At 58.0% G+C, this 23,125-nt stretch carries 16 protein-coding genes; 11 read left to right on the plus strand and 5 right to left on the minus strand.

Annotated features, from left to right (window positions below; all coding sequences use genetic code 11):
• Window positions 1-30 precede the first annotated feature (30 nt).
• Window positions 31-1,239, minus strand: coding sequence for a CDP-glycerol glycerophosphotransferase family protein (locus CQ012_RS00820; RefSeq protein WP_146112878.1), 1,209 nt, complete (start codon window positions 1,237-1,239; stop codon window positions 31-33).
• Window positions 1,240-1,666: 427 nt separating this feature from the next.
• Here CQ012_RS00820 and CQ012_RS00825 point away from each other — a divergent pair, with 427 nt between their 5' ends.
• The 4 genes from CQ012_RS00825 to mutM are packed head-to-tail and all read left to right on the plus strand — an operon-like array spanning window position 1,667 to window position 4,036.
• Complete coding sequence (locus CQ012_RS00825; RefSeq protein WP_181148963.1) at window positions 1,667-2,188, plus strand: YceD family protein; 522 nt, start codon at window positions 1,667-1,669, stop codon at window positions 2,186-2,188.
• 2 nt (window positions 2,189-2,190) lie between these two features.
• Window positions 2,191-2,394, plus strand: a complete 204-nt coding sequence (gene rpmF, locus CQ012_RS00830) for a 50S ribosomal protein L32 (protein WP_013348816.1) — start codon at window positions 2,191-2,193, stop codon at window positions 2,392-2,394.
• Window positions 2,395-2,397: 3 nt separating this feature from the next.
• Window positions 2,398-3,096 (plus strand): ribonuclease III, encoded by a 699-nt coding sequence (gene rnc, locus CQ012_RS00835; protein WP_105659217.1) that lies wholly within the window; start codon window positions 2,398-2,400, stop codon window positions 3,094-3,096.
• Window positions 3,097-3,106: 10 nt separating this feature from the next.
• Window positions 3,107-4,036: a bifunctional DNA-formamidopyrimidine glycosylase/DNA-(apurinic or apyrimidinic site) lyase gene (mutM, locus tag CQ012_RS00840; protein WP_105661174.1), complete on the plus strand. Its 930-nt coding sequence runs from the start codon at window positions 3,107-3,109 to the stop codon at window positions 4,034-4,036.
• 26 nt (window positions 4,037-4,062) lie between these two features.
• On the opposite strand, the gene CQ012_RS00845 is transcribed toward mutM, so the two are convergent.
• Complete coding sequence (locus tag CQ012_RS00845; protein WP_286134533.1) at window positions 4,063-4,923, minus strand: serine hydrolase domain-containing protein; 861 nt, start codon at window positions 4,921-4,923, stop codon at window positions 4,063-4,065.
• Window positions 4,924-5,027: 104 nt separating this feature from the next.
• Between CQ012_RS00845 and smc the strand changes: the two genes are divergently transcribed.
• Window positions 5,028-8,600, plus strand: a complete 3,573-nt coding sequence (gene smc, locus CQ012_RS00850) for a chromosome segregation protein SMC (RefSeq protein ID WP_105661176.1) — start codon at window positions 5,028-5,030, stop codon at window positions 8,598-8,600.
• A 74-nt stretch (window positions 8,601-8,674) separates the two neighbouring features.
• Window positions 8,675-10,120: a glycosyltransferase family 2 protein gene (locus CQ012_RS00855; RefSeq protein WP_105661177.1), complete on the plus strand. Its 1,446-nt coding sequence runs from the start codon at window positions 8,675-8,677 to the stop codon at window positions 10,118-10,120.
• Window positions 10,121-10,256: 136 nt separating this feature from the next.
• Here CQ012_RS00855 and CQ012_RS00860 read toward each other — a convergent pair whose 3' ends face one another.
• Together CQ012_RS00860 and CQ012_RS00865 are read right to left on the minus strand one after the other, a co-directional pair.
• Entirely contained in the window at window positions 10,257-12,326 is a 2,070-nt protein-coding gene (locus tag CQ012_RS00860) for a cell wall-binding repeat-containing protein (protein WP_181148985.1), read from the minus strand.
• Between the two features lie 285 nt (window positions 12,327-12,611).
• Window positions 12,612-13,847 carry an MFS transporter gene (locus CQ012_RS00865; RefSeq protein WP_105657693.1) on the minus strand — a complete coding sequence of 412 codons (1,236 nt, stop codon included), beginning with the start codon at window positions 13,845-13,847 and terminating at the stop codon, window positions 12,612-12,614.
• A gap of 176 nt (window positions 13,848-14,023) precedes the next feature.
• Here CQ012_RS00865 and ftsY point away from each other — a divergent pair, with 176 nt between their 5' ends.
• Both ftsY and CQ012_RS00875 read left to right on the plus strand, forming a co-directional pair.
• On the plus strand, window positions 14,024-15,205 hold the full coding sequence (gene ftsY / locus CQ012_RS00870; protein ID WP_105657694.1) for a signal recognition particle-docking protein FtsY: 1,182 nt from the start codon (window positions 14,024-14,026) through the stop codon (window positions 15,203-15,205).
• A gap of 438 nt (window positions 15,206-15,643) precedes the next feature.
• Window positions 15,644-17,776 (plus strand): acyltransferase family protein, encoded by a 2,133-nt coding sequence (locus CQ012_RS00875; protein WP_146112879.1) that lies wholly within the window; start codon window positions 15,644-15,646, stop codon window positions 17,774-17,776.
• A gap of 64 nt (window positions 17,777-17,840) precedes the next feature.
• Here CQ012_RS00875 and CQ012_RS00880 read toward each other — a convergent pair whose 3' ends face one another.
• Window positions 17,841-18,515, minus strand: a complete 675-nt coding sequence (locus tag CQ012_RS00880) for a DNA-3-methyladenine glycosylase (RefSeq protein WP_105661180.1) — start codon at window positions 18,513-18,515, stop codon at window positions 17,841-17,843.
• Window positions 18,516-18,624: 109 nt separating this feature from the next.
• Here CQ012_RS00880 and CQ012_RS00885 point away from each other — a divergent pair, with 109 nt between their 5' ends.
• From CQ012_RS00885 to CQ012_RS00895, 3 genes are all read left to right on the plus strand, one after another.
• Entirely contained in the window at window positions 18,625-19,284 is a 660-nt protein-coding gene (locus CQ012_RS00885; protein ID WP_146112880.1) for a hypothetical protein, read from the plus strand.
• Window positions 19,285-19,545: 261 nt separating this feature from the next.
• Window positions 19,546-20,766, plus strand: coding sequence for an ammonium transporter (locus tag CQ012_RS00890; RefSeq protein ID WP_105657853.1), 1,221 nt, complete (start codon window positions 19,546-19,548; stop codon window positions 20,764-20,766).
• Window positions 20,767-21,000: 234 nt separating this feature from the next.
• The gene (locus tag CQ012_RS00895; protein WP_105661182.1) at window positions 21,001-23,103 is read left to right on the plus strand and encodes a catalase; all 2,103 of its coding nucleotides are present in this window, start codon (window positions 21,001-21,003) and stop codon (window positions 23,101-23,103) included.
• The last annotated feature ends 22 nt before the right edge of the window (window positions 23,104-23,125 follow it).

A 23,125-nucleotide genomic window follows, 5' to 3' on the forward strand; every position in this document is an offset into this window, starting at 1 on the left:
GGCCCGGCACCACTATGCTGCTGAAGCTGGCTAGTGATCAGTGACGCTGTCTTCTTGCACTAGCGCCAGCGTTTCTGCAATGAAACGTTGCATGCTGGCACCGGGAGAAACGTCGCCAAAGTAGTAATTGACCAGTCCTCGTAGCTGCGGGTTGTTGCCGGCCAAGGCTTCTCGCGCCAGCCGGCTGATTTCCGTTGCCGCCGCAACTGTAAGGGCAGGCACCTGTTGCAGCGCTGGAGATTCATCAACGGTAGCCTCGGTGGACACCGGTTGCGTCACGAACATTGGTTTCCCTGTCGCCAAAAAGTCATAAGCAACTGCGGAAATGTCAGTCACGCAAAGGTCAGCAGCCGACCACTGCCAGCCCCAGTGGGTCGAGTCATCGAAAATGAATTGGGCTGCCGAAGTTTCGTTGTGCACCCTCAGCTGTTTTCGGATTCTTTCTACGCCTTGCCCATAGGGTTTCGCACCCAGTCCAGAACGTGGATGGGGACGAAAAATGACGTTGAATCCACCGTCCTTGATCAGGGCGTCAATTAATTGTTCACCGTGGGATAGTACTGAGCCATAATTCATGGAAGGCCGGTCGCCTTCCCACGTTGGGGCATAGAGAAGCGTTGGCAGTTCCTTATTCAGGTCCACCGGCGACGCATAATCCACATCTATTTGCGGACGCCCAATTAACCGGCATCGCAACGAAGCGTCGAAATTGCGCAAGTGATTTACGAGGCGATCTCTAGCTGCTTCACCGGCTGAAAATACATAATCGTAGGCCTTGAGCTGGTTGGACCACATGTAGGCTTTTTCGCTTTCGCCATGGCAGATGAAGACATGATTAGGCGCATTGAACCGCATGATTTGAAAGTTCCGGATATTTTGATTCACGTAGAACACCACACGTAGATCCTGGGAATGCATGAATCGCTCAACATCTTCCACGGCGGGGGCGAAGTGAATCGGTAGCGGACATTCCTTGCGCAGTGACAGCGCAGTATCAGGACTTCGCACGATGATTACCACCGGCACGAATTCTGCCAAGGCTAAAAGCGGTTCGTACCATTGCCTGATCTGGTAGGCGTTGGCCATCTCATCGGGAAAGTGCAGCGCTACCTTGTACCGGTCAGCGTCCACGGGCAGGTGACGTAGTTCTGTGGCGTGGTTCTGAATGAACTTCAGGTGTCGCCGTGTCTCAAAGCGCGATTGCACTTTCTTGACGACGCTATTGACGGTTCGTAACACTTTCACAGAGAATCCCTCACCACTTAATTCGAAGCATGACCAAGCATAATTCGCTGGGCAGGCTTTCTTCGGGACGTTTGCTATAAGCCGTTTTGCGTCGCGCTCGCCCCTGGCGCTATTCCGATTCTTCTTTGAAGTCCGCGGCGCGGATTGCAAGGTCGGGAATGTTGGACTAGCAACGCGTGCAAGTAGGGATTGGCAGGTCGTCTACGATATGCTGTGGTGAGTGCAACACCGGCATCGAGCTCTGAAAACTGGTTTCAGTTTGGGAACTTGGGCTACGGCAAGCTAAGATGAAATGTCGGACTATGTTTCTATAGGAGTCATCATTAGCGAAAAGCGTTCTGATCGATCGTCACACGGCGAACTCGATCGCAACTCGCCTCTGGTTTTTTCAACCAGGGAGCTCGGCCGTTCGCCTGGCTCAATGAAAACTCTCAATGAGCAGGTTTCGGCACCCGCAGATGTGGGAAATGCACTCATCGGTATTCGTGGAGGATCTGAGCTTGACTTAGATCTTCGCTTTGAAGCCGTGCATGAAGGAATTCTGGTATCGGGTACCGCTACAGCGCAAATCGCTGGGGAATGTGGACGATGCTTGGAGCCCATCGAGTACGACTTCGAGGCTGATATTCAAGAGCTCTTCTATTATGAAGAGAGCGAAGAATTCGAAGACGATGATGATGTGGATCAGTATTGGGTGGTCGGTGACTTGATTGACATCGATCCGGTAGTACGGAGCGCAGTGGTTACCGCCCTGCCGTTCCAGCCGGTTTGCCGGGAAGATTGCTTGGGGCTCTGCAGTGAATGCGGAATCAGTCTCAACGATGACCCTCAGCATGATCATGAGATTCTGGATCCACGTTGGGCAGCGCTAGCGCAGCTGTCCGACATTGTCGCAGAGGATGCGACAAATGATAAAACGTCAGACAAGAGAGAAGAGAAGTAGTCGTGGCTGTTCCAAAGCGGAAGATGTCCCGTGCGAATACTCGTGCCCGCCGTTCTCAGTGGAAGGCTACCGCACCGAACCTGGTGAAGACCGTTGAAAACGGTCGCGTAACCTACAGCCTGCCTCACCAGGCTAAGGTTGTCACCGACTCGGCTGGTACCGAATTGTTCCTTGAGTACAAGGGTCGCAAGGTCGCAGACGTCTAAGACATGTCTTCAAAAGAAGAACTTATGAAGCGTCTCGGAATCAATATTGATTCCGAGACGTTTCGTCTTGCATTTACCCACCGCTCATATTCCTATGAGAACGGTGGCATTCCAACGAATGAACGCCTTGAATTCTTAGGTGATTCAATTCTTGGCTTCTGCGTTGCAGAATACCTATACGCAACTTTCCCGAATTTGCCAGAAGGCGATCTCGCGAAGCGGCGAGCGGCTATTGTCAGTACCCGCGCCTTGGCGATCATTGCCCGTGATTTGGAAGTGGGGGAGCACCTGCTCCTAGGACGTGGGGAAGCCCAGTCCAACGGAGCCAATAAATCCTCCATTCTGGCAGACACCATGGAAGCAATTCTTGGGGCCACCTACTTGGTTCAAGGCATGGAAGCTGCGCGTTCGTTTGTGCTTCGCTTCGTCACTCCACTGCTGGAAGATCATCGGCTGCTGGGCGCGACGACTGACTGGAAAACTGTAATCCAGGAAGAAGTAGCCTCCCAAAAGCTAGGCGAGATGCACTACCAGGTCACTGGTTCCGGTCCTGACCACGCACGCACTTACCTTGCCGAACTCCGCATCGGAAACGAGGGATACGGCCAGGGGCATGGGCCATCCAAGAAGGAAGCTGAGCAGGAAGCGGCACACAAGACTTGGCTGTTGCTGCATCCAGGTGAGCAACTACCTAAGGGATAGCGTTTAGTTCATGCCAGAACTGCCAGAAGTTGAAGTGGTCCGAGAAGGACTGGATAAGTGGGTTCGCACTCGAACGGTACTAACCGCTCAAGTGCTGGACCCGCGGTCCGTCCGCCGTCATACCGACGGCGTTGAAGATTTTGAACAGACATTGAGCGGTTGCTCTATCGCTTCCGTGGTTCGCCGGGGCAAGTTCCTCTGGATGGACCTCGAAGGCCTTTCAACTCCGGCAGCATTGGTTGCCCACCTCGGCATGAGCGGCCAACTTCTTGTCGAAGAACCTGATGCTCACGATGAGAAACATCTAAAAGTCAGGCTCTCACTCAGCGAGAGATCTGATTTCCCCAGCGAACTGCGTTTCGTAGACCAGCGAATCTTTGGGGGAATGTTTATCTCCCCACTGGTTGCAACAACCGATGGGTTGCCTGCCGGAGCCGGGTCGCTAAAAGCATCGATCCCACAGGCGGCTGCTCACATTGCCCGAGACGTGATAGATCCTCACCGCAAGCCCGAAGACCTGTACGTCGCGCTTCGCAAAAAGACGACAGAACTCAAGAGAGCCATTCTGGACCAGGGGATCATTTCCGGAGTCGGCAACATCTATGCGGATGAAGCACTTTGGCAAGCAGGCCTTTCAGGTTTGCGCAATACTGGCACTATCAGGCGTCCAGAAGTGCAACGCCTCAATGATGCTTTGGTTGATGTGATGACACGCGCCCTCGCCGCTGGTGGTACGAGCTTCGATTCTCTGTACGTGAATGTTAACGGCGCTAGCGGTTATTTCTCCAGGTCCTTGAACGCCTACGGGCGCGAAGGCAAAGCCTGTTTGCGTTGCAGAGAAAACGGCCGTGAATCTCTGATTAGACGTGATCCTTTTATGGGCCGTTCTTCCTACAACTGTCCCGTGTGCCAGCCGCGACCACGCCGAACAAGACGTTAGCTGGCACATCAGGAGCTTTCCTCAAGCTATGCAATCTGCGATTTGAGCACTTGTTCATTGAACGGCGCCCAAGTGTCAACAGCCCACTGGCCAAAGCCTTTATCGGTGAGAGTCACGCAGGCCAGACGATGCTCCGGGTCTACCCAGAGGAATGTACCGGACTGACCAAAATGCCCGAAAGTGGTACCTGGATGGCTTGCGCCTGTCCAGTGCGGCGCTTTGGACGATCGGATCTCAAACCCGAGTCCCCAGTCATTCGGGTTCTGCCGGCCATAGCCGGGCAGAATTCCAGCGAGGTTCTCGAAATGCACACGCGTTGCCTCGCTCAATGTTTCTTGCGCCACGATAGTTGGGGTCAAAAGTTCGGCAGCGAATTTTGCCAGGTCGGCAGCGGTGGATCGGCCATCCTTTGCGCAGCTGCCGGCAATTTCTGTATCAGCCATCCCCAGGGGAGCGAAGACCGCTTCCTGGGCATACTGGGCCATGCTGATTCTGGTCTGTTGTTCCAGATGCTCTGCGAGCTTTTCAAAGCCGTAGTTGGAGTATCCGCGTTTAGTCCCTACAGCAAAGCGGATGGTTTCCGAATCAAAATCGTAGCCTGCGGTGTGCGCCAACAGGTGGTGCACGGTTGAACCCTCTGGCCCTGCAGGGTCTTCGAGGGTGATGGCTTCTTCTTCCAGAGCAACCAAGAACGTGTAGGCACTGAGCAACTTGGTCACCGAAGCCAAGGGGTAAACACGTGCAGTATCGCCGTGCTGGTCAACGATTGCACCATTGCCGTTCACCACCACGGATACCGCGTTGTCACTTGGCCACTGGTCAATCTGCGTCAGAATGCTCATAGAATGATCTATCCCTCGATTTTCTTCCTCGGATTTTGCGAGCACAACCAGATAATCCCCAGTGCGCTTCGCTAGAATTGCCACAAGGATTGGGTTTGATTGCCCAACCCAACTTTAGCGATTTGGCCCAAACATAGGAACTTCACGCCGTGCATCTCAAGACTCTCACCGTTCGCGGATTCAAGTCTTTCGCATCGGCGACCACTTTTGAGTTTGAACCGGGTGTCACGGCTGTTGTAGGACCTAACGGTTCCGGCAAGTCCAATGTGGTTGACGCGCTGTCCTGGGTCATGGGTGAACAGGGTGCCAAGACGCTTCGCGGCGGCAAGATGGAAGACGTGATCTTTGCTGGCACTTCTGGCCGCCCACCACTGGGCCGTGCCCATGTGTCCCTGACAATCGATAACTCTGATGGCCAGCTGCCTATCGACTACGCAGAAGTCACTATCTCCCGCACGCTGTTCCGTACTGGTGGCTCCGAATACGCCATTAATGGAAGTTCGTGCCGTCTTCTGGACATTCAAGAGCTGCTTTCGGATTCCGGTCTGGGTCGAGAAATGCATGTCATTGTCGGACAGGGGCAGCTGGACCGCATCCTGCACGCTACTGCTGAAGATCGGCGTGGCTTCATCGAGGAAGCGGCCGGCGTGCTCAAGCACCGCCGGCGCAAGGAGAAAACCCTGCGCAAGCTTCAAGCGATGCAAGGAAATCTGGATCGCCTTGAAGATTTGAGCGCCGAGGTTCGCCGCCAATTGGCTCCGTTGGGACGGCAAGCGAAAATCGCTCGCCGTGCGCAGACGGTGCAGCTCGATGTCAGGGATGCAAAGTCCCGCCTGCTGGCAGATGATTTGGTCACACTGAACAACAAGCTTGCCCAGGATATTGATGACGAATCCAAGATCCAAGCTCAGCAAGAAGACGCTGCGGCACGCCTGGAACGCATCAAGAAGCACATCGCTGAACTGACTGCCCAGATGGAAACCATTACCCCGCGACTGGTTCAGATCCAGGAAACGTGGGTTTCGTTGAGCACGCAGGCAGAGCGTTATCGATCGCTGGCCGCGTTGGCTCGTGAACGCGGGAAATTGCTGGAAAGCAATGAAACCCATTTCGATTCCAGCCGAGATCCTGAGCGTTTGGAAGCTCAAGCTGAGCGAATGAGCGAAGAACTTGAGGAACTTGAAGAAGCTCTTGAAGACCGCCACGAGATTCTTGCCGAAGCTGTAGAGGCTAAAGAGCAGGCCGAGGAAGCATCACGCGCCGAACAGCAGCGAATGGCTGCCATGCTCCGTGCCGCAGCGGACCGTCGAGAAGGCATGTCACGGCTCGCCTCGCAGGTGGCTTCCGCACGCAGCCGTGTCGACGTGACCCGGGCCGAAATATCCCGACTCCAGGAAAGCGTCCAGTCCTTCGACTCGGACCTTGAACTGGATTTGCGCTCTCACGCAGAAGTTGCCAGTGATCTTGAAAAACAATTGGCTGGCGAAGCCCAACTGAATATCGATTTTGAGAGTTCAGATCGGGAACACGCAGCATTGTCAGAAGAGCACAATGCCGATAGCCAGCGTGAACGCGAGCTATCGGTGCGTGTTTCCGGATTGCGTGCTCGCCTTGAAGCCCTGAAGCTGAACTCCAAACCAGATGATCAGTCGTCACAGCTTCTTGGATCAACATCCGGACTGCTCCTCGGTCGTTTGGGGGAGCTGATTACGGTTAATCCGGGATATGAACAGGCCATCGCCGCGATTTTGCGTGACAGTGCCGAAGCTTTGGTAGCCAAGAACCTCGGTGATGCGTTGGATCTCATCGAGGACCTCCAACAGCAGCAGGCCAGCCAGGTATTCCTGCACGCCGAAGTTCTGCCAAGTGGTGCAAAGGCTACTGCAATGCCTAATGCCGTCAGCGCTCGTGAAGTTGTAGCTGCCGATGGCCCGCTGGACAGCTTGCTTGATCAGCTTCTTGTTGGCCATTACATCATTGAGGAAATGAGCCAAGCACCTGCGGCCTTGGTGCAGAACCCATCTGCGCTGCTCACCACCTTGGATGGCATCACGGTTTCGGCAGTCCGCAGTTCCGTGGGGGACTCAGCAGGCGCTTCCCTGATCGCGCAGCAGGCCTTAGTGGAGCAGACGGAAACTGAACTCTCCCAGTGCCAGGAAGAACTTTCCACAGTCGAGCAAAGATTGGCTCAGCGGGGACCAGAGCTTTCCATCGCTCAGCAACAGCGAGATGAAGCCCTGTCGGCGCTGGCTGAATCTGAGGCCACCATTGATGAATTGTCGTCGTATCTGGCACGTCTTGGACAGAAACTTCGCAGCGCGCGATCGGACAAAGCCAAGCTGGAAGAAAAGCTCGAAGCAACGCTGGAGAAGCTCGAAATCGAGCAGGAATCTCTGGAAGAGATTACCGAGCGCATGGAGCTAGCTTCAACGGATCAAGATGAAGAAACCGTTGATGACGCGGCACGAGCAGCTCTTGCAGATGCTGCAGCCGCGGCACGACAGCAGGAATTAGAAGCCCGTCTTGCCTTGCGCAGTAGTGAAGAGCGCGTTTCTGCGTTGCGTTCGCGCGTTGAGGGTCTGCGCCGCACTGCGGCAGCTGAGCGCAATCACCGTGAAGTTGCAGCTCGTCGAGCGGAGCAGCGCAAGGCGCAAGCGGCCAATGCGATCCGTATTGAGCAAGCCGCTGAGCGCGTCCTGCGTTTCATTGAAGTATCGGTATCGATGGCAGGCCAAGAACGCCAAGTGCTGGCCGGCAAGAAATCCGAACTGGAATCCATGCTGGGCAGCCAACGCAAGGAAGCGGAGCAGCTCTCCGCCGAGCTGGCCCGTCTTGCTGATGCTGTGCATCGTGATGAGATGGCCCGTGCGGAACTGCGGATGCGCATCGAAAATCTTGAGACCAAGGCCCTGGAAGAACTGGGATACACCCCTGATCACCTCATCGCCAACTACGGTCCAGACCAGTTGATTCCGGAGGCCCTCGACGAAGATGACAAGTGGGGCGCGCTGCGGCAAAACGTTGATGAAGAAGGCAATCCTGTCGGCACCCGGGCATATGATCGCGTCGAGCAGGAAAAGCGGCTGAAGAAGGCCGAACGCGACCTGGCGGCCTTGGGCAAAGTCAATCCGTTGGCACTTGAAGAGTTCGCTGCTTTGGAGGAACGCCATAAGTTCCTCTCCGGCCAGCTCGAGGATTTGAAGAAGTCCCGAGGGGATTTGCAGCAGATCATTGCCGACGTTGATTCCCACGTCGAGCGGGTGTTCACCGAGGCCTACAACGACACCGCCGTTCAGTTCAGGCGGATCTTCGATCGCCTCTTCCCAGGCGGCGAGGGCCAGTTGGTGCTCACCGATCCCGAAAATATGCTCACCACAGGCATCGAGGTGGAAGCACGTCCGGCCGGCAAGAAGATCAAGCGGCTCTCGCTGCTCTCCGGTGGCGAGCGTTCGCTGACTGCTGTCGCGTTGCTGGTCGCCATCTTCAAGGCTCGCCCGTCGCCGTTCTACGTGATGGACGAAGTGGAGGCGGCCTTGGACGATATGAATTTGGGACGCCTGATCACGATCTTCGAAGAGCTGCGCGAGTCATCGCAGCTGATTGTGATTACCCACCAGAAGAAGACCATGGAAGTAGCTGATGCCCTGTACGGCGTCACTATGCGCGGAGACGGGGTTTCTACAGTGATTAGCCAGAAAATGGAACGAGCTGTGACGACGTAGCTATTGCGGTAAAGTAGGGATTTGCAGGGGCGAACTTGCATGCTCCGTAATTCACTGTCTCTACTGAGGATGACATGGCATTTTTCCGTAAACGTATCAATGATAACCCTGCTGTTTCGAAGAGTCCTGCACATCGGGAAACAGGGGAGGAGGATGTCCTCCCGAGCGGGTCGATGCTCCAGGGATCTTCTCCATTGGTGAGTGTGGTTATTCCCGTTTATAACGCCATGCCGTTCCTTACGGAACTGCTTAATTCTCTGGAAGCCCAGGACCTGGAACCAGAAGAATTTGAAGTCATTGCAGTGGATGATGGCTCGACGGATTTTGGCGGAGAGATTTTGGATGTCTATGCGAAGCGAAATTCGAACTTCATCGCCTTGCATCAAGAGAACAGTGGTTGGCCGGGCAAGCCGCGCAATGTAGGCATTGAGAATGCGCGTGGAGAATATGTTTTCTTCATCGACAGTGATGACCGGCTCGGTCCCCAAGCGCTCAGGCGCATGACTTCATTTGCGCTGGAGCATGACGTGGATGTCCTCGTTCCGAAAATGGTCGGTTTGGACGGCCGGAGAATTCAAGCGAAGCTGTTTGAAAAAACAATTCTCGATGTGGACTACGACTTCATTCTGCGGACCCTTTCGCCGCAAAAGATGATCCGGCGACGGCTTCTCAATTCGCATGGCATCCGCTTTGTCGAAGAAAAAGTCAGGCTTGAAGATGGCATCGCCATGGTCGAAGCCTATTCCGCTGCTCAGCGAATAAGCATCCTGGGCGATTACAACTACTACGAGATCCGGCTAAGGTCGGACGGCCAAAATATTAGTACGCAGCAAATCGATCCTGCCGGTTACGTAGGTTCCTTGACCAAGATCGCGGAAACTATCGCGACGTACACTGGGCCGGATCTGGAAGTGGCCAGGAAGCGCATTGCCGGATTGTTCGTTCGCAAGGGTTTGCGTTTCTATGACGGACAACGTTTCCTGCGTTATACCGCCGAACAGCGCGCAGCATGGATGTCGAGCCACAAGAGTTTCTTGGAAACCTTCCATCTGGATAATTCTGCAGCGCTCTTCAAACCGCAAGAGGCAAAGCTGGTCGACGCCATCCTCGCCGGCGGCTTGGAATACCTGGAGCAGCTTGCCCAGAATAAAATGGAAGCTGAGAAAGCGCCTGCAGTTGTTTCGGTCGAGAATACTGCTGAACGCATCTGTCTGGTCGTCGATTTTCCAGTCTCGGGACCGTCGCCAATCGGCATTCATATAAGGGATCGAGACACCGAAACCGTGGCAAGAGGCGAGCTTGCAGTTGACGAAAGCGGATCGCGGCTCACTGCATCTTTCCCGCGTGCCGCCGTGCTTGAATCGATTTCTCGCTTGGGCAACATCTTCATCGAGTATCAGGGCGTTCCTGCAAAGCGGATCAGGATGGGGAAAAGCGTTGCGAGCCAGGAATTCTCGGGTTTGCTGGTCTACGCAACGGCCAATGGATATATGAGCATAGATGCTCGCCAAGCTAAGTAGCACCGCGCTATAGGGAGCCGGGGTGCCAGCCTTCCCTGGGACAGGCTCCCTCCTGCAGAACACAGAGAGGCTCGTAGTTGCCTCAAACAGCAACTACGAGCCTCTGTGCAGCTAGGCGAACCCTAACTCGCAACGCCTACGAACACGTATTGAGGGTTCCGTCATTTCGGTAGGCAACAGTCTCGTCGAGAACCAGCGGACCACCTATGAGCACGTTAGTCCAACCTTCCATGCCGGTCAGCGCTGAGCCTATGGACTTAGGCAGGCAGGACTTTTTAGCCAGCAGCATTGGCGCGCCGTTGTAGCCTGCAGCAACGGCACCGCTCAGTCCGTCGGGGAAGCTCTTGCCGTTGGCAATGAACTGGCGCTGCGCACCATTTGGCCAGAAGGCCTTGGCGATGACAGCACTGGTGTCATAACGCGTTTCTCCGCCGTAGCGAGCGATCCTGGCATTCGGAAGCGCTTTTCGGATCTCGTTTTCCGCATTTCTGGAGATCGCCAGTGGTCCACCAGCCAAGTACACGGTGGAGGGATTCAGGCGCTTGAGCTGCTTCAAGATGGTGCTTGGCACGTATTTCTTGCTGCTCAGCAGCAATGGAGCCTTGCGGTCTGCCGCGACAGCTGCCATGGACAGGGCATCAGGGAACGAGCGTCCAGATGCCACAAACACGTTCTTTGCAGAAGACCAATTCGTAGCAATCTCTGCGCTGGTTCCATAGCGCGTGTTTCCTGCTTCTCGGGATACCGGTGCATACTTCTTCAGCTGCGTGAACGTCTTGCTGCTGACTGCGGTTGGGCCACCTGCAATGATGATGCGGGACGGATTGAGCCGCTTGATTTCCGCAGCCACTGCGCTCGGCAGATAGGCCTGCTTGGTCAGCAACAGCGGTGCATTGTGGCGGTTGGCCAGCGAGGTAACTGATAGTGCGTCAGCGAAGTGCTCGCCGGAAGCCACGACAACAGTTTTGGCCCCGTAGGGGAAGGTGTGCTTGGAGATCGCAACAGGCGTTCCATAGCGGTTGGAGCCAGACATGCGTGATGGGCCCAAGCGGGTCGGCCAGACATCCATATTGCCAAAGTAGCTGGTAGTCAGCTTGTACTGCGTGCTGCGGCGGTTCTTCGCAAAGTCGCGCAGCGACGTCAGATCGCCGTTCCACACGTTGGCATCCACATTCTTCGTTGACCCCAACAAATTGGAGTTGGAAGAATACTGCCAGACATTGAACGTGGTCCAGCCTTCAGGAAGTTCGCGGGGATTCTTCGCAACGTCAGCGGTGGGGAAGATCGAGACGTGCAGTGGCCAGGACTTGAACGCTACAGAATCGCCCGTGCACTCATCCCACCACGACTGGGCCGTGTAGATCATCGGCAGGCGACCGGTCTTGGCCTTGACAGTATTGCCGAAGTCCTTCATCCAGGTAACCAATTGGGAGGGCGTCATGCCGTAGCACATATCGCCCTTGCCCTGCGGATAAGCGGTCTTGTTGTACGGGTTCCACTCGATATCCAGCAGTGGGGGCATGGTGTACCCGTCATTGGTCCAACCGCCACCGTTGGCCATGAATTCCCTGGCCTGAACGGCACCGGAAGAATGGGCAGGCATGGCGAAATGGTACGCACCGCGAATCAGGCCGGCATTGCGCGACTTGGTGTAGTTCTGGCTGAAATTCGGGTCCTTGTACAAGGAAGAAGGCCACGACTGGGTGGCCTTGATGTAGGCGAAACGTGCCCCGTTTGTCTTGGCAGTGGACCAGTCCACGTCGCCCTGATGGCGGGAAACATCGATCCCAAGGGTGCCGGGTGGACGCCAGGTCCGCAACTCATCAAGTGAAGCCGGCGCACCCACCTGGAACGGAACGGATGCCGCAGAATCATTTGAAGACAGCTTCGCGAGATCCGCTAGCTCGTCCATGGTAGGGATCGTCGCGTCACCGGTTTCGGCAATTCGCTTGGCTCCCTGGCCCAGCTGGGCATCGAGGTGCTCGAGCTCCATTTCGGCCAGCGCCTTGTCGGCTAGCCGTACGCGTTCTTTCTTGGAAAGATCATCGTCTTTGGACAGTGCCTTGGAAATTTCTTCAGCTGCTGGAGTGGCAATAGCAGCCGGCGCACTTGGTGCTGGCGCCTCGGACTCAACTTCGCTGGTGCTGGTCCCAGTGGCCTCGGCCTCGCGAGACGGCGTAGACGATGGTTCCGGCGCATCAGCCACGGTAGCAGTGGGCGAGGGAGACTGAACAGTTTGAGCGGAGGGCTCTTCTGTTGGCGAGGCGAACCCCGGACCAGCAGAAAGCGGGATGGAAAGTGCGGCTATAACCGCAATTGATAGAGCTTTGGATCGTCGCGTCCGGATAGCCGGCATGGATTCCCCTGAATAATCGAGTGCAAGTGAAATGGCGAAAGCCTTTGCTAGTATATCTACCCGATGTTTCCCGGCAAGATTCCGGGAATTAATATCGCCGCCGATGCCAAGGGAAATCTAAAACTGCGGAATTGCTTAATCGGCCAATTCCACCGGTTTTATTGTCTTTGGAACCAACAGCCAGGCAATCACTCCGACCAGGCCCACGACAGCCGAAATGTTGAAGGCCAATTGGAAGCTGATCATGTCGGCCATGGCCCCGGCCAGCAGCGGGCCGATGATGGAGCCTAGATCGGTGCACATCTGGAATCCGGCCAGTGCCTTGCCGCCGTTGCGGCCGGAACCAATCACGTCAGCCACGGACGCTTGCTGTGCTGGGCCCAGCAGCCCGCCGCCAATGCCTGCCAGGACCGAGAAGACGATGAAGCCAGCCAGGGACGTCGAATACCCCATCGCGCCAATGGACACGAGCAGGACACTCATGCCAATGACCACGGGGATCTTGCGTCCAATGCTGTCTGTCAGGCGACCGGAGAACACCAGTGCGCAACCATTGCCGATGGCAAACACCGTCATGGAGATTCCGGCGGCCGTGGCACCCATGGTTTGGCCGAACACGGCCAAGGCGAAAAGCGGGATCATGCTGTTGCGCACGCCGAACGCCAGCCAGCCGTAGCTGAACCCGGAGAACAATGCCGCCCGGTAGGCGGGGGAGACCAGCGCCTCGCGGGTGGTCACCACTTCAATATCGGAATGCCTTGATCGCGGGTTTGCCGCATCTGCATCCAGATCGCGGCGACGGCCCAAGGCCATGTAGACCACGCCTGCGGCAATCACCAGGGCGGTACCGTAAATCAAGAACGGAATACGCATGCCCAGCGGGGCAAGCAAGGTTCCAAGAACCGGGCCGAAGACGTTGCCCAAGAGGAATGAGCCGGCGTACAAGCCTGAGATGCGTCCACGGGATTTCTCCGGAGCCAGGCGCGCAATTAATGCCATCGCTGAAATGGTGAACATGGTCGAACCGAACCCGCCCAGTCCACGAGCAATCAATAGCTGCGTATAGTCCTGGACCACCGCGCAAAGCAAAGTCGATACCGCAACCAGCAGAACGCCAGTGACGTAGATCTTGGGCTCGCCGAGCTTGCCTACCAGAACGCCTGCTACCGGTGCGAAAATCAAACGGGTAAAGGCGAAAATGCTGACAATAATCGTGGCGGCCGCATTGCCGACATCAAAGCTCACTGCATACTGGGGCAAGATGGGGGCGATGAGCCCGAAACCCAATGCGATGATGAATGCCGCAACCAGCAATACGCTGATCTCTTGGGGGATGGGCGCCTTGGCAGCACGGGTGGTTTTCAATGCCATATCAATTGAACAGATGGTTCTGCCGCTCAGCGAGCAGTAACCCTCAGCCTTTCTGGAACGACGAGCGGGGCTAAGCAACCCACCTGCCAGTCTAGCCTTGAATGCAAAATGTGCTGATGCTGGTGCTGCCTGCCATATGATCCCTAAATCGTTGGAGATATGAGACGATTTAGAGCGTGTCTGATTCGCTTATATTAACCATCATCATTGTCGCGGTTGTTGCCGTGGTGGCCATTGGCGTCATTGCCTTCGTCACCAAGGGCCGCAAGCCCAAGACTCCGTATACGTCAGAGCGCGATGCAGACGACTTGCCAGCTGGCCAGAGCGCTGAGGGCGATACTGATGCCGCAGCGGACACTGCCGGTGCAAGCGATGCGCCTGTCGCGGTCCAAGAGCCTGCCGCACCTGCTGCGCCACAGCTCGATGTTCCAGAACCAGTGCAGGGCCGTCTGGCCCGGCTGCGTGCGCGACTGACCAAATCCAACAGCATGTTCTCCAAGGGCCTGCTGGCCCTGCTCAGCCAAGACTCGATTGACGAGGATGTCTGGGAAGAGATTGAAGAAAATCTGCTGATGGCAGACCTGGGTACCGAGCCTGCGCTTGAGCTTGTTGACGCACTGCGTGAACGAGTGAAGATTGAAGGCAGCAAGGACCCGGCTCGCGTCAAGGCAATGCTTCGCGAGGAACTGCTCAAGCTGGTGGATCCTAGCCTGGACCGCAGCTACCTGCCTGAACCGCATCCGGACCGCCCAAGCATCATCATGGTGGTCGGGGTCAACGGTGTTGGCAAGACCACCACCATCGGCAAGCTGGCGCGAGTACTCGTTGCGGAAGACAAGGACGTCCTGCTGGGCGCCGCCGATACCTTCCGTGCCGCCGCCGCCGAGCAGCTGGCTACCTGGGGCGACCGCGTGGGCGTGCCTACCGTGCGTTCCGAGATCGACGGCGCCGACCCGGCCTCCGTTGCCTTTGAAGCCGTTTCCGCGGGCATCGAGCAGGAAGTCGACATTGTCATGATCGACACCGCCGGCCGCCTGCAGAACAAGGTCGGCCTGATGGACGAGCTGGGCAAGATCAAGCGTGTGGTCGAGAAGAAGGCCACCATTGACGAAGTCCTGCTGGTGCTCGATGCGACTACCGGGCAGAACGGCCTGCAGCAGGCCAAGGTCTTCTCCGAGGTTGTCAACGTTTCGGGTATCGTGCTGACCAAGCTCGATGGCACGGCCAAGGGCGGCATCGTCGTGGCTATCCAGCGTCAGCTCGGTGTTCCGGTAAAGCTCGTGGGATTGGGCGAGGGCCCGGATGATCTCGCGCCATTCAATCCGGAAGACTTCGTGGACGCACTGCTCGAAGGCTAATCGATAATTCCATATTTCCTGATCTCCCCGCCATTTGAAATGGCGGGGAGATCTTGTTTAAGCGGGCGCTGCGCATCTGCAATTCCTGCACAGAGCGGTTTTGTTCCTGTTGGGCCATCGGCGCACACAGGGCTTGGGATCAAGGAAATCTTGCAGTGAGGTCGATCACACCGCCTGATTCCGGGTCCGGAGCTTTCCTTGGAACCCCCGCGGAAAAGATCAAGTCAGCGAGCGAATAGAACTTTCCCGGCGCCTTCTGGCCGCAGCTCGCCCAAGGAAGCAGTGACCAGCGTTACAGAAAACGTCCAGACTGCTTGGGTAAAGATGTTTTCTGGGGAAGTGTGTCCCTTCAATCTGTACGCACTGCATGAGGGATACTCCGGTTGGTTCTGGATGCCCCCGTGCGGTCAGACCAGCCGGTAAAGGATCCATCCAGAAGTGTCGTCGAACCAAGACCTGCCCATACCAGTCAAGCAGGACCCTAAGCCCAGGGCTTTCCGCATGGACATCCAGGGCCTGCGCGCCATCGCCGTAGGTGTTGTCGTGCTGTACCACTTCTGGGGGCACTATCTGCCCGGCGGCTTCGTCGGAGTCGACGTGTTCTTCGTGATCTCGGGATTCCTGATCACTTCGCATCTGCTCGCCAAGCCGCCGAAGAACATTGGCGATGTCGTCAATTTCTGGATGAGGCGAGTCAAGCGGCTGGTCCCTGCCTCCTTCTTGGTGATCCTGGCCAGCGTCTTAGGCATCTGGTTCTTCGCACCGTCCACGGTGTGGCAGGACTGGGGGCTGCAAGCGATGGCCGCGACGTTCTACTTCCAGAACTGGTACCTGGCACTGACCAAGGTCGATTACCTTGCCGAAGGCGAAGCTCCAAGCCCCTTCCAGCATTTCTGGTCCCTGTCTGCAGAAGAGCAGTTCTATTTCTTATGGCCAATTCTGATCGGCGTGCTGATCTTAGCCGCAATCAAGTCCGGAATCAAGCCGGCAACCGCCGCGTTGGCCGGAATCAGCGCCGTCTTCTTGATTTCCTTCGGATACTCGCTATACGCAACCGCGACTGAACCGGGCAGCGCGTACTTCTCGACCTTTACCCGAGTCTGGGAATTCTCGGCAGGCGCCCTGGTGGCGGCTTTGGGAGCGCGTGCGCATGCGGCCAAGAAGGATGCGATGAGCTTGATCGGGTCGTGGGGCGGAGTCCTTGCCATCGCATTCAGCGCGGTGGCCTTTACCGGGCAGATGCCGTTCCCCGGATACATCGCAGCGATTCCCGTATTCGGCACCGCACTGATCCTGCTCTGCCATTCCACGCATAAGTACTCGCCGAACATGTTCTTGAGCAGCAAGCCGTTCCAGTTCTTCGGTGACAATTCCTATGCCATCTACCTCTGGCATTGGCCGCTATTGATCCTGATGCCGTTCATGGTGGATGACTTCAAATGGCCCCAGAAGATCATTGCCCTGGCCTTGACGCTGGTTTTGGCTGTTTTGACGCAGAAGCTTGTCGAGGTTCGATTCCGTAAGTTCATTGACGCCTCGGTACTGCTCACGGCGCCACGCTTCCTTGCCACGGGCAGCCTCGTCTTGGCTTTGGTTGCCGGAGCTTTCTACCTCAACACCGAACGCATTATCAATGACGCCCAAGACGTCGACAAGGCCTTGGCCCAGGTCGAAAAGGAGCTGGGCGAAGACTGCTTCGGTGCCGCGTCGCTCAGTGAATCATGCGGTGAAGCAGTGAATATCGAGACGGCCTACCAGCCGGTGGCTCCCGCCCCGGTAGTTGCGAAGACCGACAAGCCGGTTGTCTACAAGGATGATTGCTTCGCCAGCCAGGACGCCGACTACAAGGACCGCCCGGTATGCAACTACGGTGATGGCAAGATCAAGGTAGCACTGGTTGGAAACTCGCATGCAGGCCAGTGGATTCCTGCCTTGGAACCGATGGCGAAGAAGAATGGCTGGAGTATTGATACCTATTTGGCCAGCCGTTGCGCCGTCATGGGCGAACCCCAGGTCTTTGACTCCGAGGCACGGGAAAAGGGCTGCGCTGATTATGGCAGCTGGGTGACCAAGCAGATCGAAAAGGAAGACTATGATCTGGTGATCAGCTCCAACCGCCAGTCCCTTCCGGTTTCCGGATACGAAATGGAAAACACCGCTGAGCCTGCCCAGCAGGCCTACGAAAAGATTCTCCAGGACTGGGCCGGCACCGGCGCCGCTGTAGCGGTCATCCGGGATACGTCCTTCCCGGGGGAGACCGTGGAGAATGTGCCTGACTGCGTGGCCTCCAGCGATGGCGAATTCAGCGAATGCAGTGGCGAGGCGAAGCAATGGATCCCGGTGGATCCGCAGGTAGATGCGGTGAAGGCCCTGGACAAGCCGAATATTATTGATGTGGACATGAATGACCAACTGTGCGAGGACGGACGCTGCTTTGCGGTAGTCGGTGGCATTGTGGCCTATTGGGACCACTCGCACTTGACCGAAACCTTTGCCGAGTCCCTGTCCCAGACCCTGGAATCCCGGCTGAAGAAGGAACTGGATTCGAAGGAACTGTTCCCGGCAGCATAGGGCTTTGCGGCACCTTGCTCGATAGGCTCTGGCTTCAACGCATTAATTGCGTTGGGGCCAGAGCCTATTTTTGTTTCCTAATGCCCGTGACTGCCCCGGGAGCATCGCGGCCCGGGCGAAATGCGGAAACGCTTGGCTCATCGGGCAGCCAGAATCGCCAGGGGAACTGCGGACCGCCGGCTATCCCCGCGACGCCAACGCGGGGTCCAGTGCGCAAAGCTTCCGGGAGACCAGGGGCAGCATGGAGGGTAAAGGGGGCAGCGAACAGATCCAGCCCGTCATGTTCCAGTCTTGTGAGGCCCAATGCGGTGGCCAAGTTCCCCGGTCCACGGGCCAGCTGGATTTCCGGGATGGGATTGCGGGCGTAGCGGATGGGCCGCTTCTCCAGTCTTCGTGCGTGGGCCAGGTCGGCGCCGGAAATAATTTCGCCAGAACGTATCAGCACCCCGGACGCAGCTCCTGGTGGTGAGCAGACGAAATTCAGGGCGTAGTGCATTCCATAGGTGAAGTACACGTACGCGTGCCCGGGTTCCAGGAACATGGACGCGTTGCGTTCGGTTTTCCTGTCCTTCGAGTGGCTGCCCGGGTCATAGGGCCCTGCGGTTCCCAGGCCCATGTACGCTTCGGTTTCGGTGATGCGCACGCTGACCGGTCCGTCAATGGAATCCACGGTGAGCGTGGCCCCGAGCAACCGGGGCGCAACGTCCAGGGCATCGGGCAAGAAGAAAGATCGGTCCATGCTTCCAGTGTGCCTGCTCCAGCTAAATTGTCCCCGGCCCCTGTAAGGATCATGGGTACTTGAAACTTGGGGGTTCAAGCAACTCGCACTCGTGAAATGGGGAATGAGCATGAAAAGGTTCTTAGCAACTGCAACCGCACTGGCCGGAATTTTATCGATGGCTGCCTGCGGGGTATCGGCAGAAGAGTTCGAGGCTGCGCAAGCCTCGAGCGCAGCAATATCTGCTGAAAAGGAAGCACTGCAAGCCCAGCTGGCAGAAACCGAAACGCAATTGGCCCTGGCCAACGAAGAAGCAGCAGAGCTTCGCGCAGCCGAGGAAGAACGCGCAGCAGCCGCAGAAGCCCAGAAGGCACGCAAGGCGAAGGAAAAGGAAGACAGGGAAGCTGAGGCCGCGGCGGAAAAAACCAAGGCCAACAAGGCCAAGAAGGTCACTAAGCGGGCTCTGGCGCAAATCGTGAAGCAACCGGACTCGCACATTGATGAGAACGTGATTCTCTACGGCCTGGTCACCCAGTTCGACTCCGCGACCGGTCCCTGCACCTTCCGTGCCGAGCTGAGCCACGCGCAGGTGGGCAAATACGACTACGAGCACAATTCGATGTTCACTGCCGGTGACGGCCTGGAGGACTGCGAGGCGCTGGATGACATCGTGGCAGAGGACATTGTCCAAATCACCGCTACGGTGACCGGATCCCTGAGCTACGACACGACCATCGGCGGATCCACTACGGTGCCGAAGTTCCAGGTCGTGAAGATCAAGCGGCTATAGCCGCTGCCGGCGTCCACCTTGCCAGCCCGGCATCAGCAGAAAGCACTTTCTGCTGATGCCGGGCTGTTCTTTTTGACCGTCGGCCAGCAGTACCGTGAACTGTTCGAAACGGCGGCGAAACATTGCCGAGAAGCAAACGTTACCCCCGGCAGGAACTTGATACACAGCGGAAACGAAGCAGCGCGTGTTCGGAAACATCGGGCGCGTTAGATAGTCATAACACCACCGATACACCGAATACCTTGAGGGGAAGTGATCCAGATGGAGTTGGATGTAGCCAGCTTATGGATCCTGATAGCTGCCGCACTCGTATTGCTGATGACACCGGCACTGGGACTTTTCTACGGCGGCATGACTCGCGCCACCGGCGTGGTGAACATGATGCTGATGAGTTTCTCCGCCGCGGCGATCACCGCCGTTGTCTGGGTGCTCTGGGGCTACTCGTTCTCCGCCGGGGAACCAGCCATCGCCGGAATCGTCGGCAATCCAATCAGCGACTTTGCCATGCACAACACCGAGCAGTCCGAATTGCTCGCCGCCGGATTCGCCGGTACCTTCGCCATGATCTCGGTAGCCATCATCTCCGGAGCCATCGCCGACCGTGCCCGCTTTGCGCCATGGCTGTTCTTCGTCCCGCTGTGGGTCACCCTGGTGTACGCACCGGTGGCCTTCTGGGTCTGGGGTGGAGGGTTGCTCTCAGCAGACGGATTCCTGGGCAGCATCTTCGGCGAAGCCATTGACTTCGCCGGCGGCGCAGTGGTCCACACCAACGCGGGTATCGCAGCCCTGGTCCTGGCCCTGAAGCTGGGCCAGCGCCACAACTTCCACGATCGTCCGCAGCCGCACAACACCCCGCTGGTCATGCTCGGTGCCGGCCTGCTGTGGTTCGGCTGGTTCGGTTTCAATGCCGGTGCGGCGACCACCGTCGAGCAGGCTGGACTCATCTGGGTCAACACCCTGGCAGCTCCGGGTGCGGCCGTCCTTGGCTGGATCCTGGTTGAGAAGCTTCGCGGTTCCCGCCCCAGCTCGCTGGGTGTCGCCTCCGGCCTGGTGGCCGGCCTGGTCGCCATCACCCCTTCTTGCGCAGATGTCGCCCCCTGGGCCGCGATGCTGCTGGGCGTCCTGGCTGGCGCCGGGGCAGCCTGGGCAGTGAACCTGAAATGGAAGCTGGGCTACGACGACTCGCTGGACGTTGTCGGCGTGCACCTGGTCGCCGGCTTGATCGGAACCCTGTTCCTGGGCTTCTTCGCCCTGCCAACCGAGGAGAGCGCTGGCGGACTGTTCTACGGCGGAGGCGTCGCCCAGCTGATCGCCCAGGCAGCCACCCTGATTGTGGTCATGGTCTTCTCCGCGGTGATGACCTGGGTCATCGCCACGGTCATTGGAAAGTTCAGCCCATGGCGTGTCGCGGCAGATATCGAAATTGCCGGGATCGACGAGGCGGAGCACAACGAAAATGGATACCAGCTGGTTTCCAAGTAAGGAGCGGAATCTGGAAAATAACGCAACACAAGCACGAGGGGCAGGGCGTTTCTGAAACGTCCTACCAGGACCGCCGGTGGGCCATGCAGCCACCGGCGGTCCTGGCGTGTTCACGCCCGGTGGCGGGCACATGTGTAAATCATGGGAATCGCCTAGTGCGCTGGCATCAGCGGTGCACCGGCCCCTAGCGTGGCATTCACCAGCCGATTATTCCCAAGCAGCTAGGAGAGTGCCATGGCCAGCGAACCACAACAGCAAGCAAGCCCGGGAGGGGAACCGGTCTTGTCCGGCCCCGGCCAGGACAGCGAATTCCTGACCACCAACCAGGGAGCTCCCGTCAGCGATACCGACCACTCGCTGAAAGCCGGAGAGCGCGGGCCCACGTTGCTGCAGGATCACCACCTGCGCGAGAAGATCATGCATTTCGACCACGAGCGGATTCCGGAGCGCGTGGTCCATGCCCGCGGGGCTGGCGCCCACGGCTCCTTCATCAGCTACGGCAACGCCTCCGAGCTGTGCCGGGCCGATTTCCTCAAGCCGGGCAAGCAGACCCGGGTCTTCGTGCGGTTCTCCACCGTGGTCGGTTCCCGCGGCTCGATGGACACCGCCCGCGATACCCGCGGCTTTGCCACGAAGTTCTATACCGAAGAGGGCATTTTCGACCTGGTGGGCAACAACATCCCGGTGTTCTTCATCCAGGACGGCATCAAGTTCCCGGATCTGGTCCATGCCGCGAAGCCGCACCCGGATACCGAGATCCCGCAGGCGCAATCGGCCCACGATACCTTCTGGGATTTCGTCTCCCTGCATACCCCTGCCCAAGCCCACGTGATGTGGCAGATGAGCGACCGCGCGATACCCCGCTCGCTGCGCATGATGGAAGGCTTCGGCGTGCACACTTTCCGCATGGTCAACGAGGCGGGCAAAGCGTCCCTGGTGAAGTTCCATTGGAAGCCCAAGCTCGGCGTGCACTCGCTGGCCTGGGAAGAGTCCCAGCTGGCCGCCGGCGCGGATCCGGACTTCCACCGCCGCGATCTGGCCGAAGCCATTGATGCCGGCGCCTACCCCGAATGGGAACTGGGCGTGCAGATTTTCCCCGATGACGGCTCGGGGGTCTTCGAGGGCATCGACCTGCTGGATCCGACGAAATTCGTGCCAGAAGAGCTGGCCCCGGTCCAGCCGCTGGGCAAGATGGTGCTGGACCGCAACCCGGAGAACTACTTCGCGCAGACCGAGCAGGTGGCCTTCCACCCCGGGCATCTGGTTCCGGGCATCGATATCAGCGACGACCCGCTACTGCAGGCGCGGCTCTTCTCCTACCTGGACACCCAGCTGACCCGCTTGGGCGGACCGAACTTCGCGCAGATCCCGATCAACTCGCCGAACTCGCCGGTCAACGACATGTTCCGCGACGGTTTCCACCAGCACCGGGTGCCCAAGGGCATCGCGCCGTACAAGCCGAACTCGCTGGATGGCGGCTGTCCGTACATGTCGCAGGTGGTTTCTGGCCAGCAGCCTCCGCTGGACTTCCCGCAGCCTGTGGCCTCCGGGAAGAAGGTGCGTTCCGAGCCGGCCAGCTTCTCGGACCACTACAGCCAGGCCCGCTTGTTCTACATCAGCCTCTCGGCCGTGGAGCGCGCCCACGTGCAGCAGGCCTACTCCTTTGAGCTGGGCAAGTGCACCGATACCGCGATCCGCCAGCGGCAGGTGGAATGCCTGGCGAAGATCGATACCCAGCTGGCCGCCGGGGTGGCCCAGGCACTGGGCCTGCCGGCGCCGGCCGCAGTGCAGCTGGATGATCCGGTGGCCAGCCCCGCGCTGTCCCAGATCGGGAAATCCTGGCCGGTGGACGGGCGCAAGGTCGGGGTGGTGTTCAACAGCGGAAACCACCAGCATGTGCCGGCAATAGCCCTGGCGCTGGCCGAACGGGGCATGTCCCCGCTGCTCGTTTCGGCCTCCGGCGGCGAGGTGGCCCCGGACCTGCCCATTGACCGCACCTACCTGACGGCGCGCTCCATCGAATTCGATGCGCTGGTGCTCGTCGGCCCGCTGCCGCCGGCCCCGGACGCCGCGGTTGCGCTGGATGCCAAGGCCGGCGCCCTGGGCGCAGGCGGGGTTCCCATCGACCCGCGCGTGGCATTGCTGGTCGCGGAGGCCTACCGGCACAACAAGGCCATCATCACCCTGGACGGGCTCTCCGATGGCTTGCTGCAAGCGGTGGGCTTGGAGGATGACGCGCCGGGTATCGCACTGGTCGAGCTTTCGGCGGTGGCCGAAAGCGCGGAGCAGCTGCTGTCCACCCACCGCGCGTGGGAGCGTTTCCCGGTCGCCGAGTAGCAGCGCGGCCCCGCTGGCCTAG

The organism is Arthrobacter sp. MYb214 (assembly GCF_002979865.1).
Taxonomy (GTDB): domain Bacteria; phylum Actinomycetota; class Actinomycetes; order Actinomycetales; family Micrococcaceae; genus Glutamicibacter.